Raw genomic sequence first — 13,320 nt, forward strand, 5'->3', positions numbered from 1 at the left:
TATGCTGGCTACACACATTAACGAGGTCAAGATTTGGCTAAAAGAGAACCCGAACCCTGTTTATCGCAAATTGTTTGTCATTTTGAAAAACATTCGCGCTTGCGACCTTCCAACTCCAAGTATCTTCAATAAAACAACTGCTTTTCTCTACAACGGAAGCAAAGCCCTCTTTGCCAATATGGTTAGAATTCTGATTCACACGCCAGCCTTTAAAGGCCGCCTCACCCAATTTGGCAAACGACTTTATCTATTTGGTGGTGTTCCACTCGTAACCGGCCCCCTTAAAATTTATTTGGGAGACGACTGCAGGATCTCAGGACAAAGCACATTCAGCGGTCGCACCCAATCATTAGAAACAGAGCTTATCGTTGGCAATAACGTCGACATCGGATGGCAAACTACAATAGCGGTTGGTAAACGCATTGTTATTGGCGACAACGTAAGAATGGCCGGTAGAGCGTTTCTCTTTGGTTATTCTGGCCATTCTTTACACGCGGGGAAAAGAGCCTTGGGGGCTGGCGATAGTGAAAGAGACATTGGCAACATCACCTTAGAAAGAGACGTTTGGTTAGGTACAAATGTTACCGTCTGCCCGAACGTCACTATCGGTCAAGGTACCATTGTAGGAGCTGGCAGTGTCGTAACGAAAAGCCTTCCTTCCTATGTTGTTGCAGCTGGCAACCCCGCCAAAGTAGTTCGTAAACTAACGAGTAAGGAGATGGAATAATGCGTGATCTCATCGTATTTGGCGAAGACTTTGGAGGCTTACCTTCAAGTACACAACACATCGTTTCTCGACTAGCTGCAAATAGAAAAGTGCTTTGGGTTAACTCAATCGGCCTACGTCAGCCTAAGCTTAATAAAAAAGATTTTGCTCGTGCTTTCGCCAAACTACTAGGCCAAAGCAAAAAAGGCTACTCGTCGAAGAATGAGCAACTGAGTACAAATATCACTGTCGTAAACTTAAAAACTATCCCTGCTCCAAAATCTTCGTGGGCAAGGGAAATAGCAAAGTCTATGCTACTAGCTCAACTCAAGCCCATCATCGAAAAACTGGGGCTAGCAAAACCGATTTTGTGGACTTCTCTTCCGACTGCAGCGGACTTATGTGGCAACCTAGATGAAGCTGCGGTTGTTTATTACTGTGGAGACGATTTCAACTCGCTTGCTGGTGTTGATCATGAAACAGTGAGTAATCATGAGAAAAGGCTGGCTGAGAAAGCTCACCTTATCTTGGGTGCAAGCGAGGAAATCTGCAAAAAGTTTGACGGATTAAAAACCGCGCATATCCCTCATGGCGTAGACTATGAATTATTTAACACCTCAGTAAGCCGTGCTCGAGACCTTCCCTTAGACGGTAAGCCCATTGCTGGTTTTTACGGCAGCATATCCCAATGGCTGGACTATAAATTGATAGATCAAGTCTGTTTGGATAATCCTCACTGGAACTTCGTTTTTATCGGGCCATTGGAGCTAGATCATAATCCTTTGCCGAATTTTCCAAATGTATTTTACTTGGGCCCCAAACCACACCGAGAGTTGCCTCGATACAGTCAGCACTGGGATGCGAGCATGCTGCCTTTCTTGTTCAATGATCAGATTCAAGCCTGTAGCCCTTTAAAACTGATGGAGTATCTAGCAGCCGGAACACCTGTTGTTACAACGCCGTTTCCAGCACTTTCTCCTTATCGATCACACGTTAGTATTGCCAGCGATGCGAAACAGTTTAGCCAATCACTTAATCAGGTTCTCAGTATAGAAAACACTGATACCGAGATTGTTCGTCGCGACAGCTGGGATGCTCGAAGTCGAGTTGTCAATCAGCTTCTGGAGTCACTATGAATGAACTGAAACTGCGCTTTATCATTATCCTTAATGCAGCTTGGAGACAGAGGTACGTGATTGTTCTACCAATGCTGATCATGCCTTTTTCTGGATACTTCGTCGGGAAAATGGCTCCGGAGAAATACGTCTCCCATACCAGTATGCTGATTCAGGAAACGGCAAAAATGAACCCGTTTCTGGAAGATATCGCAGTTTCAACCATGCTCAAGGAGCGTTTGGCAGCTCTGAGTACCTTGCTCAAGAGTCGACATATTTTAAGATCCGTTGCCAAAGAGCGTGGACTGATTGACGATTCAATGTCCCCTTTTCAAGTGGATCAAGTCATCGCAGAGCTCGCAGCAAGCTTAACGGTTACTCAGCCTGGAAAGGATTTCCTTAAAATTCAGCTTTCTTCTACTCAACCTCAAGGCATGAAAGAACTATTAGAATCTGTCAGCGAGCACTTTATAGAGCAAATGCTGGCCCCAGAACGCTCTTCAATCAAAGATTCAAGTGAGTTTCTCACCATGCATATTGATAAGCGAAGAGAAGATCTCGACTTAGCAGAAACAGCACTTGCCGATTTTAAGAACAAAAACGCCTCCGTTACGCCTGAAATGCAAAGTCAGAGTCTTGCGAGGCTTGCTAGCCTGAAGCAAAACTTAGCCGAGAAAGAGGCGGAACTTGCTGGGGTTGAGCGGAGTCTGGGCTCACTCGATCAGCAACTGTCTAAAACCAACCCCGTCGTTGGTAAAATTGAAGATCAAATCATAGAAATTCGCAGTGAGCTAACTTTACTAAGAGCTAAATATACTGATAGTCATAGCGCTGTACTCGGCAAACAGCGGGAACTTCGTCGACTTGAAAACGAACGTTCGGAACTTCTTAAAGTTGAGCAGCCAAATATCAGCAGCGACCAGCTTTGGGATATCGCGAGTAGCAACACTTTATCTGACATCAGCCAAATTCAACCTTTGCTCGTTACCCAGTTACACAGCCTTCAGCTAGTGCGGGGAAGGTTTGAATCCCTGAGTGAAGAAACCAAAAGCTTGCGTAAAATGATTGAAGAACTTGAACAGCAAGCGAACCGCTTCGGCGACAACGCAAAAGACATGTTTCAGTTGCAGAGGGATGTTCAAATTAAAAGACAACTCTACGATGAGTTGATTCAAAGGTATGAGATGGCTCAACTTACAGGATCACTAGGTATTTTTGAGCAAAATAAGCGGGTCAAGATCATTGATTTACCTTATACGCCAAGTTCACCAGCTAACCTACCCATAGTCATATTCATTATCGCAGGGTTCGTCGCAGGTATTGGCCTAGGCTGTGGTATCGCTACGCTCATTGAGCTTTTTGATACTTCGGTTCGAAGCGCGAGTGAGTTGCAATCTTTAACAGGCAAACAGGTGATCACTGCAATTCCTAAAATAAAACCGTTTCAATCATAAAGAATCTCAAAATAAAACACCTCACACATGGAAACTTAAGACACTGTTATATAGGTACTTTTTTTTGGCACAGGTTATGCAATTTCTAATTTAAACCATCGCACACCAAGGAAATCGCATGACCAGTCAACCGAAAACAACCATACATGTTGTTCAGCATTTGGCACCAGGTGGATTAGAAACATTAGCCATCAACATGCTCAAGTTTGCTAAACCAGACGAGAACGTTTTCCTGATCAGTCTCGAAGGAAGTCGCTGCGAAACATTGGCAAACTGGCCTAGCTTAAAGAACGTTGAAGATAAACTTATCTTTCTAACCAAGAAGCCCGGTTTTGATTTTGAGGCGATATCTAAACTGCGTAAACTATTCAAACAAATTAAACCTAGAGTCGTTCACACTCACCACATTGGGCCTCTAATTTACGGAGCGACTGCAGCTAAACTGGCAGGTGTTCAACACATAGTCCACACAGAACACGACGCTTGGCACCTTAACAACCAAAAACATCTTCTGTTGCAAAGCCTTGCCTTAAAGCTATCCCGTCCTAATCTGGTGGCAGATGCTGGGCTAGTTAAAGAGCAATTAGATGAGAAGCTCAACTATGCCAATATCACAGTAATAAAAAACGGCATAGACTGTGAAAGATTCAAACCGGGATCTCAGGCACAGGCACGCTGTGAGCTTGGCCTACCTACGCATGGAAAAATCATAGGCTCAGCTGGGCGCCTCGAAAAAGTAAAAGGTCACGATATCCTTCTCAAGGCCCTCCCTCTCATTAATAGCAATGTGACTCTCGCTATTGCAGGCATAGGAAGCCAAAAGGACGCATTAGCACGACTGGCTGAAGACTTATCTATCTCTCATCAAATACGGTTTCTCGATTTAGTTGAGGACATGCCAACCTTTTATCGTGCTCTCGATGTATTTTGCATGCCATCAAGATGCGAGGGTTTCCCCCTTGCTCCACTGGAAGCTCAAGCGTGTGGCGTTCCTACCGTCGCGACAAACGTTGGTGGCACCAATGAAACGTTATGTCCTATAACAAGTCAGCTCGCGGAAGCAGAAAATAGTAGTGAGCTTGCTTTAAAGCTATCCCAAATGTTGCTTGAGTCCCCTCAATCCTCACCACGCCAGTTTGTTGTCAACAATAACGACATTCGAAAAATGGTGGATGCCTATAGCGCAATAACACAGGAGGAATACGCATGATTGATATGTCTATTGGAATTTTCTTCACAATCTGTGCTGGGCTCATCGTCTATCACCATGTCGGCTACCCTCTTGTGCTTGCTTGGTATTCTAAGCGCCACCCTGTGGAAGAAGTAAAGCCAATCGTACGTGGTTACAAGATCGCTCGTTCAGATAGACAATGTGCTGACATTACCATTCTTATCCCTGCATATAACGAAGAACAGTGGATCGCAGACAAAATTCGCAACTTAGCCTGTCTGGATTACCCGAAAGAACATTATAACGTCATCGTCGCTTGTGATGGTTGTACTGACAATACTGCTCAAGTGGCTCAGAACACGATTCAAGAAGCCATTTGCTGTGATACACATTTTGAAATTCGAGTATTTGAAGAGAACCGCGGAAAGGTTGCACTAGTGAATGAGCAGATGCTAACGATATCAAGTGACATTACAGCATTGAGCGATGTATCAGCTCTGGTTTCTGTCGATGCCCTGCTGGTCGCCAACCAGCACTTCAAAGATAAAACTGTAGGTGCTGTTAACGGACATTACCAATTGCTTTCTAGTGGTAGTGAAGGTGAAAGCAAATACTGGCAATACCAAAGCAGAATGAAACTGCATGAGGCGAGTTTGGGTAGCACACTTGGCGCTCATGGGGCTTTCTATTTGTTCAGAACTCACTTGTTTGAACCGCTCAAGCAAAACGTTATCAACGACGATTTCATCATTCCAATGGAGATTATCCGTAAAGGATATCGAGTGGATTACGACAAGGACATGATTGCATTAGAGCTTGAAGCAACCAACACCGACAACGATTTTAAACGTCGACTCAGAATTTCTGCTGGCAACATGCAGCAAGCCCTGCAATTGGCGGAATTGTTTTTGCCACGATACAAAGGCGTCGCTTTTGCTTTCTTTTCAGGCAAAGGTTTAAGACTAATAACACCATACCTCATGATTCTGTGTCTGGCGCTTTCTGTCGTACTTATTCACCATCCACTATTTTTCATCGCGACCATTGCACAGCTCGCCGTTTACTCAGTTGCGATTCTGGGGCATGTGTTCCCACACATATTTAGCCATAAATACTGTCAGTTAATCACATACATAGTAGCAGGACACTTTGCCAACCTAATTGGTGGCTTACGCTATTTGTTCGGTTTCGAAGCCACTCGTTGGACAAGAATTCAATGATAAGGAGCATCTTATGAGCAACGTATCTTCTTTATATTCAATCTGGTTAGCAAAACGTATCTTCGATTTTCTATGCGCTGTAATCGGGCTTTTGATGCTGTCACCCATCTTGCCCGCGATTGCCTTAGCCATAAAACTCGATTCCAAAGGGCCCATTTTCTATAAGCAGCTGCGTGTGGGCAAATCGACACCAGAACAAATGATGTTCTTTGAAATCATTAAGTTTCGTACCATGTATGTCGATGCAGAAACGCGTACAGGTGCAGTCTGGGCGACAGAGAACGACCCAAGAATTACTCCAGTTGGTCGTTTCCTGAGAAAGACACGCCTAGATGAGATCCCGCAGTTGTTTAACGTCATCCAAGGCGATATGTCATTGATCGGCCCACGCCCTGAACGCCCTAGCTTTTATAATAAGCTAGAAACGGCCATCCCTTACTTTGCTGACCGTACCTATGGAGTAATGCCAGGCATCACAGGGCTAGCGCAGGTTAATCAAGGCTATGACACCTGTATCGATGACGTTCGCAGAAAAGTCGGCTTTGACCATAGTTATGCCTTATCACTGCGTTCGCTAAAGTCTTGGATTCTGATGGATATCAGCATCATTACCAAAACACTCATCGTCATGGTCGACGGGCGAGGACGATAAATCAATCATTTAGAGGAGAGCAATCACGCTCTCCTTTTCTATTTTGGTATAAAAAAACGCCAATTCGATTAGTTGTGAAGCAAACAGTTTAAAAACCAATAATTTGCTCTTGCACGACCCAAAAAGTCTCGGTAATATCCATCTCGTTCTTAAGGAATGGGTCCGTAGCTCAGTTGGTTAGAGTACTACCTTGACATGGTAGGGGTCGGCGATTCGAGTTCGCCCGGACCCACCACTCCTTGCTTAAATGCACTAAGAACAAAAATTTGGGTCCGTAGCTCAGTTGGTTAGAGTACTACCTTGACATGGTAGGGGTCGGCGATTCGAGTTCGCCCGGACCCACCAAATTTTATAACAAAGCCCGCTTATAGCGGGCTTTGTTGTTTTTGGAGATACCTCATTAGATTGAGTTAATCTAATGCGCTTCTTCTAGCCTTTTTTCATTGTCGAGTATTGTAAACTCTTGGCTAGAACGCTCTACCGTGTTCTGATATCCATCATAAGAGCACTCTCCAATATCGTTTCGCGGACATATGGAAACATGATTCTTATCGATCATCTCTATTCCACAGTTCGGGCAATGTCTATCCATGGCAACCTCCTGACGTTGTCTGCCTTGTACATACAGGTTCATAACCCTGCACTAGTCACTCTAGCTATTTTCAGATTCGAAACCAGCGATACCGCTCTCGGGTTTACAGCTTTTTACACTCTATTACAGTATCTGCTGTACTCATCATCATGTTTGCATAACAAATATGATTTCCAGCACAAGCTAACTTTCTATTGCAAATTCAGGCTTGGCTTGTAACGTTCTTGCAATATAGGCAATTATCAAGAGATTAACGATAAGTATCACAGCTCCAATTATGCCCGGGTGATGAATCAGGCCATACACTTCGAAAGGCACGTAGATCACACAGCCTATCAGTGCTAGCCACTCCGTCCAACGAAGTCCTTTCCATAAGCCATAAGCCTCAACCCATCGAATAATCGTGTACGCCAATGCACCCAGCATAAACCATTGAACATTGCCTTGCGGAAATCGCCCCATCGCTTCTATAAACACACCTGGTAAATGATGGGCAGGGTTTAAATGAGCATGCAGCACTAAAGACTCAGCCCACTGCTGCAAATCTTTTCCAGCTAAAAGGTGTAATCCCAATGCTACCGCAAACGACAGCAGCCCTTTCAGTGCTTCGAGAATCGCAATCAGCTTTAACCCTGGTTTCGCTTGTACTTGCATCTATTCAACTTCCTCATGCAATACGTTGAGATATAATCCAACCGAAAGTAACACGTTGATTAATTGCTTCATGAAGATTGTGTCAATTTTTCAATTTGACCGAACATGCTGAATCACGCATAGAAGAAGATAAATGGCCTAATACGGATTAGGCCATTCTATTTACTACGTTTAATAAGGATTGGACGCTTCGACACTCTGCTGGGTAAATTGCGGGAACCCAGCTGGTCGCCACTGATTAATGTGAGTCAGAAAAGAGCTGTCTTTCACTTTGATTGACGCTTTTCCGTAGTCAAAACTATTGAGTTTATTGCGCATAGCTTCATTGGAGAGATTATCACCTGACAGTTCATACCAAGAAGTTATTGGCGGCGTTACAAACTGCCCATAGTGGTTTTCTGCAACCTCATTGTCTTTGGCAAAACGAATGCAATGAGTCAAAATACCATCCTTGTGGTAAACCACTTTTAGATGTTCGCCTTCCATTGGTAATTGTTCTCTTGGCTTAGTTTCCAAATCACCGTGACAGCTCACTGAACCATATGCGACAGTGTCATCAATGGTCCAGATAATGACCGATTCCCAGTCATGGCGATGGCCCCCTAACCCAATCCCCGGAATTGCCTGATCTTTTTCATAATAGGTGTCATAGGCTTGAGCACAGTACTCCTGCCCATCACTTCCCTGTATGCAAGCGTAACGGTGAAGAGTATTGGAAATATCGAGAAAGCCTGCATCTCTACAACTTCCATTGAGCGCACCAGATGGTTTCAACCCCGGATTCATTTCCCCATTGCGGCTTATCCCCGCAGCGGGATAGCAGCCATCACCATCCCAATCGAAAACAGGAACCTGAGCCGATATATCAATCAAACTGGGCAGTGCTTCATCCAATCGTGGGAGCTCTGCTGCATTGAGCGAAATAGGAGCGCTGAGTAGGACGGTAGTTATTATTTTCTTCTTCATAAAAGCCTCTGGACCAACGTTGTGTTTAAAATGGTGGTTTTACAACCAGCACAAACATAGGCACGATGAAGAAACAACCGTCAGAGCTCGCTCACAATTCTTTGATTCTTCTTAGTTATAAAGAATGTTTTTGTTTATTAAGCTCTTAATTATCAATAAGTAACCCAAAAAACAAAAAGGCCGTAACACTTTATGTTACGGCCCTTATAGTCTGTTTTATGCTTTAAGCTTCTTCTGCGACTTTTTCTGTTTCAAAGTTCGCGAATAGCGAGTCAACAATCTCTTTCGAACGCACTGCCAGGACAGAAAGCAAAGTATCGCTCAGACCGTGTGATGATTCACAGCAGCCTTGAAGGAATACATTCACTTTGCAAGACGCCTGCATTGGTAGACGATAATGACGCTCAACCTGCTTGTCCGACATTAGTGGTTCAAGTTTGTTCAACATTTGGTTGAACTGGTCGTAGCGATAGCCAGTAGCAAGGACAACCGCATCGTAGTCGTGCCAGTTTTGCTCGCTATGAATGCGATCGTTATAACGAAGTGCAATCTTACCTTCTTTCTGCCCTACTTCTTGAATATCGTGACAGCGTAGATGTTGGTGCTTGCCTTCGCCAGTCACGCGCTGAAGGTATAGACGCTCATAAATCGCGCTAAGCTCTTCGGTATCGACAACGGAATAGTTTGTGCCATTGAAGCGAGAAAGGATGGTTTTACGCTCTTCATCAGTGCTCTTGTATACGTGATCCGTGAACTCAGGATCAAAGATCTCGTTTACGAATGCACTGTCATCTGCTGGGTGTAGAGCAAAATTACGGTTCACTAAGTGAACTTCACCTTCTTCATAACGGTTTGTCAGGTCAACGAAGATCTCGGCAGCACTTTGACCAGCACCGACAACCGCAATCTTAGGTGTCTCCGTACCAGCATTAAACTGTTCACGCCACACCTTGTATTTCGATGAATGGATCACTTTCTCATCATTCAAGCCATTAAACAGCTCTGGAAGCTTCGGCATACCACCCATACCAATCAGTAGGTTTTTCGCAACACGTACTGTTTGGTTGCCGTTGATATCCGTTGAAACAACGCGAACTTTGGTAATTTCGCCATCGACTTCAATCGGTTCAATGTCGATAACGCGTTGTCCATAGGTCACGACAGAATCAAACTGGTTTGCAACCCAAGTCAGGTAGTCATTGAATTCGACGCGTGAAGGGTGCAAAGAGCCCAAGTTAATGAATGAGCTTAAGCGGTCATGTGAATGTAGGTAGTTCACAAAGGAATAAGGGCTGGTTGGATTGCGCAGCGTCACCAAATCTTTCAGACAAGAAATCTGCATTCGAGTGCCATCTAGCAACATGCCACCATGCCATTCGAAATGAGATTTCTGCTCTAGGAAGCAGTAGCTTAATTCTTGGTTCTGCGCCGTTTCTTCTAACGCAATCGCAATTGACAGGTTAGCAGGGCCAAAGCCCACGCCAAGCACATCATATTCCTTAATCTGGTCTGTCATTTTTGTAACCTCATGTTTTTCCGTTGAGCTCTTTGGCTCTCTATCCCCGAGACACCCTAAAACTGGGTCGCGATACTAAAAGCAATCGCTAAAGAAGGTATCTCTCAACTGACACATTAGAGCTGCCCTCTTATGAGGGAAGTCGAATTCTTTTAATTTGGCGAAACCGAATGTCTGCAGATAGCCAATCATCTTGGCGTTATCTGCTCTTGGTTCGCTGACGATTTTCTCTGTCCTTGGATCGGACAGGTAAAGGAAGTGGCATACTGAAGGAAGCCAAGCGGCCACCTTATGACTGCCGCGGTGATGCTCTTCACCAACAAGCATGTGAATACCGCGATCGTAATCGCCTGCTGCATAATAAGGCGCGATGCGATCTTCTTTTGTCCAATAAGCTTCAATGTAAGCAAAGGGTTCGTTATTGAGGCATACAATCAAGAGCTGGTTTTTATCATTGACCAACTGCTCTTCCAAATAAGCTTTATGCTCTTCTAAAGTGCCAGTCTGCTCCCAAAACGCAGCCACTCGTTCACTGTTTTGCCATTTGGAAAACAGCTCAGCATGCTGCTCTGCATCAAGCCCAACCAGAGACAGCGTCTGCTCTAGTTCTGGAATATAGCGGCTGTATAGCTCACCTTTTTGAGGTCTTGGACGAAGAGGATGGTAGCCATTAGAAGCGAGAATCTGCTTATGTGGGATAGCGCGACGCTGCTGCTTTAGCCAAAGCTCTGGCAACTGCAGTAAAGCTTCTCGCCAAACCAGACGAATACCTTCACCTGTGACATGAGTGATGTCGTTTAACGATGAGAAAGTAAACTCGCCGAGATCAATACAACGAATATCCGTACGGTGCTCAAGCATAAGCACAAAAGCTTGAACCACTTCCTTATCGTTGATGGCACTGCTGGTTACACGCCAATAACCACCACTTTCCTTGCTAAGTGTTAACTGACCACTTGGCATCTCAACGCAACATGTATCCCCTTGTTGCTGAACACTCTGCCCAAAGGGCAGAGTGTTGAGGGTATCACTGTTACCAGTCATAGCTCACGCTCGCGATAACATTGCGACGATCACCGTAGAAACAGTTGCTACTGGTACAAGTAGCGATATACTCCTTGTCAAAGATGTTCTTTGCTGCGACTTGGAATTTATAGTCATCAAATCGGTAACTAACTGTTGCATCGTACAGTGTGTAAGATGGCACTGTATTGGTTTTGTTGTTACCAGCGTATGTATCATCTGTATAGCGGAAGCCTCCACCGATACTCATACCGTCAAATGTGCCACCGAAGAATTGATACTTCGCCCAAGCGGACGCCAAACTGTCTGCCACTTGTTGAGGTTGATTACCTATAATAGAAGTGTCCGTATCATCTTTGATTTCAGAGTCTACATAAGATAGGTTACCGATTAACGTTAAGGCCTGAGTTACATTGGCAACCGCTTCAAGTTCCATACCTCGGTTTCGAATTTCACCCACTTGCTTTACTTCAGAGCCATCAACTTGAACAACGTCTTTCTTAGTGGCTTCATAAACAGATACGTTAAAGTAGCCATCAAAGCCTCTCGGCTGAAACTTAACACCTGCTTCGAAAGCTTCACCACGCTCTGGTTTCGATGCTTGATTGTCGACAGTTTTAACTTGAGGTTCAAATGATTGAGAGTAGTTAGCATATGGAGTAAAACCATTACTCATAACATAAGCAACGCCTATATTAGATGTCCACTCTTCATACTCTGCTTCATATGTATTGCCTGTCGTTTGATTACTTTGTTTATTCGAAGTGTCATCATAACGAACACCAGCCTGTACTACCCAATCATTGAACCGCACTTGATCTTGCAAGTAAAAACCGATCTGTCGATTCTTTGTGATTGTTGTTTGAAGGTCAGCGTCCGTTAATTGTTGAAGCGATGTTGGATGGAGAAGTACCACATTGCTACTATAACTTGGATTAAAGATATTAAACCTTGGATCTGCAACAGTACCAACACCCGGGACGGTTAGGGAGCTGTTACCATCAGCGACAGTAGGATCGGCTGCATAATCCTGACTATCTATTTCAATTTGTTGATAATCAAAGCCCGCTAGTAAAGTGTGCTCAACATCCCCAGTTTGGAATTGATACACTAAGCGGTTGTCCACATTAAATGCATCAGACTGCCCTTTATCTGTAGATGCTCTTCTCACAATCGTTTGTCTTGAGCTCGTGGGATCTAACAGTGGCCCCAATTGATCTACATCCGCTGAATACGCCGCAAAATACATCTGACGAAGTTCAATATCCATACGACTATAACGAGCAGATTGACCGAAGCTCAAAGCGCTATTGAACTGATGTTCAAACTCATACCCAAAAGAAAGTTGTTCGCGTTCAAACTTCTCCCAATCGGTGTTACCAACTGCTACATCATCACTAATCTGACCGTTAGGGTTGCTGGTCAATGTACCTTCGACAGGCAAAAACTGTAGATAAGGGTTGGAATCGTCTTTTTGGTAACTTGTCAGAAATGTAATACTGTTCTTATCGTTAATATTCCACGCTAATGATGGTGCAACTAGAATACGCTCTGCATCAACATTGTCGACTTTCGTGCCATTCTTACGCCCCATAGCGACAAGACGGAAAGCAACATCTTCATTAAGTTCACGATTGACATCTAGGCTAATCTGAGTCCTGTCATATGAACCATACTCAACGGATACTTGACCTGAACCACCATCAAACTGAGGGCGTTTGCTGACGGTATTGATGACACCGCCCGGTGGGTTCTGTCCGTATAAAACTGATGCAGGACCACGAAGGATTTCTACACGTTCTAAACCAAACGGGTCAATCTGCCAACTGTAGAAGCCTGCCGAATATAGGCGTGTGCCATCTTGGTAAAGTCCGTTATTCGCTTGTGTAAAACCACGAATAACAAACCAATCTTGCTTGTTGTCATCGCCGTAGAAATTGGTCTGAATGCCTGGGGTGTACTGAAGAGCATCTGAGATGCTAATTGACGCGCGATCATCCATTTGTTCGCGAGTAACAACCGAAACTGCTCGTGGCGTTTCATGGATTGCTAAATCTGTTTTGGTTGCTGTACGACTTTTTTGTCCTAGATAACTGAAATCTGGTCCAACGGCACTATCGTGCTCTTGACCTACTACCACTACTGTTTCGTCTTCCGCTGCGTTAACTACGCCAGCAGACAGAGCGAACGCTACTGCCAAACAAGCCGGGCTCAGCATAAACTGCCGATTCATGTCTTTCTCCTTAACTCT

The 13,320-nt window shown here is 44.4% G+C and carries 12 protein-coding genes and 2 tRNA genes; 8 read left to right on the plus strand and 6 right to left on the minus strand.

Going from position 1 to position 13,320, the window contains the following annotated elements:
• Position 1: 1 nt before the first annotated feature.
• The 8 genes from F0265_RS15700 to F0265_RS15735 all read left to right on the plus strand — a co-directional run bounded on the left by F0265_RS15700 (position 2) and on the right by F0265_RS15735 (position 6,663).
• Positions 2 to 727: an acyltransferase gene (locus F0265_RS15700; protein WP_006962366.1), complete on the plus strand. Its 726-nt coding sequence runs from the start codon at positions 2 to 4 to the stop codon at positions 725 to 727.
• Positions 727 to 1,842 (plus strand): glycosyltransferase, encoded by a 1,116-nt coding sequence (locus tag F0265_RS15705; protein WP_171749602.1) that lies wholly within the window; start codon positions 727 to 729, stop codon positions 1,840 to 1,842. Before F0265_RS15700 ends, F0265_RS15705 begins: the two co-directional genes overlap by 1 nt.
• Positions 1,839 to 3,275 carry a chain-length determining protein gene (locus tag F0265_RS15710; RefSeq protein ID WP_171749603.1) on the plus strand — a complete coding sequence of 479 codons (1,437 nt, stop codon included), beginning with the start codon at positions 1,839 to 1,841 and terminating at the stop codon, positions 3,273 to 3,275. Before F0265_RS15705 ends, F0265_RS15710 begins: the two co-directional genes overlap by 4 nt.
• A gap of 118 nt (positions 3,276 to 3,393) precedes the next feature.
• Entirely contained in the window at positions 3,394 to 4,485 is a 1,092-nt protein-coding gene (locus F0265_RS15715; RefSeq protein ID WP_171749604.1) for a glycosyltransferase, read from the plus strand.
• Positions 4,482 to 5,666 carry a glycosyltransferase family 2 protein gene (locus tag F0265_RS15720; RefSeq protein WP_171749605.1) on the plus strand — a complete coding sequence of 395 codons (1,185 nt, stop codon included), beginning with the start codon at positions 4,482 to 4,484 and terminating at the stop codon, positions 5,664 to 5,666. Before F0265_RS15715 ends, F0265_RS15720 begins: the two co-directional genes overlap by 4 nt.
• A 13-nt stretch (positions 5,667 to 5,679) precedes the next feature.
• Positions 5,680 to 6,318 (plus strand): sugar transferase, encoded by a 639-nt coding sequence (locus F0265_RS15725; RefSeq protein WP_038159104.1) that lies wholly within the window; start codon positions 5,680 to 5,682, stop codon positions 6,316 to 6,318.
• Positions 6,319 to 6,476: 158 nt separating this feature from the next.
• Positions 6,477 to 6,553: transfer RNA gene (locus tag F0265_RS15730), tRNA-Val, on the plus strand.
• Positions 6,554 to 6,586: 33 nt separating this feature from the next.
• A tRNA-Val gene (locus F0265_RS15735) sits at positions 6,587 to 6,663 on the plus strand.
• A 70-nt stretch (positions 6,664 to 6,733) separates the two neighbouring features.
• On the opposite strand, the gene F0265_RS15740 is transcribed toward F0265_RS15735, so the two are convergent.
• From F0265_RS15740 to F0265_RS15765, 6 genes are all read right to left on the minus strand, one after another.
• Positions 6,734 to 6,952, minus strand: coding sequence for a hypothetical protein (locus F0265_RS15740; protein WP_171749489.1), 219 nt, complete (start codon positions 6,950 to 6,952; stop codon positions 6,734 to 6,736).
• Between the two features lie 141 nt (positions 6,953 to 7,093).
• Positions 7,094 to 7,564, minus strand: a complete 471-nt coding sequence (locus F0265_RS15745; RefSeq protein WP_006962373.1) for a DUF2127 domain-containing protein — start codon at positions 7,562 to 7,564, stop codon at positions 7,094 to 7,096.
• A 171-nt stretch (positions 7,565 to 7,735) separates the two neighbouring features.
• Positions 7,736 to 8,530: an NPP1 family protein gene (locus F0265_RS15750; RefSeq protein ID WP_171749606.1), complete on the minus strand. Its 795-nt coding sequence runs from the start codon at positions 8,528 to 8,530 to the stop codon at positions 7,736 to 7,738.
• A gap of 223 nt (positions 8,531 to 8,753) precedes the next feature.
• Complete coding sequence (locus F0265_RS15755; RefSeq protein WP_171749607.1) at positions 8,754 to 10,046, minus strand: lysine N(6)-hydroxylase/L-ornithine N(5)-oxygenase family protein; 1,293 nt, start codon at positions 10,044 to 10,046, stop codon at positions 8,754 to 8,756.
• 75 nt (positions 10,047 to 10,121) lie between these two features.
• Positions 10,122 to 11,090, minus strand: a complete 969-nt coding sequence (locus tag F0265_RS15760; protein WP_171749608.1) for a GNAT family N-acetyltransferase — start codon at positions 11,088 to 11,090, stop codon at positions 10,122 to 10,124.
• The gene (locus F0265_RS15765) at positions 11,080 to 13,302 is read right to left on the minus strand and encodes a TonB-dependent siderophore receptor (RefSeq protein WP_253809486.1); all 2,223 of its coding nucleotides are present in this window, start codon (positions 13,300 to 13,302) and stop codon (positions 11,080 to 11,082) included. Before F0265_RS15765 ends, F0265_RS15760 begins: the two co-directional genes overlap by 11 nt.
• Positions 13,303 to 13,320 lie beyond the last annotated feature (18 nt).

The sequence above is a fragment of the Vibrio sp. RE88 genome (assembly GCF_013113835.1).
Taxonomy (GTDB): Bacteria; Pseudomonadota; Gammaproteobacteria; order Enterobacterales; family Vibrionaceae; genus Vibrio.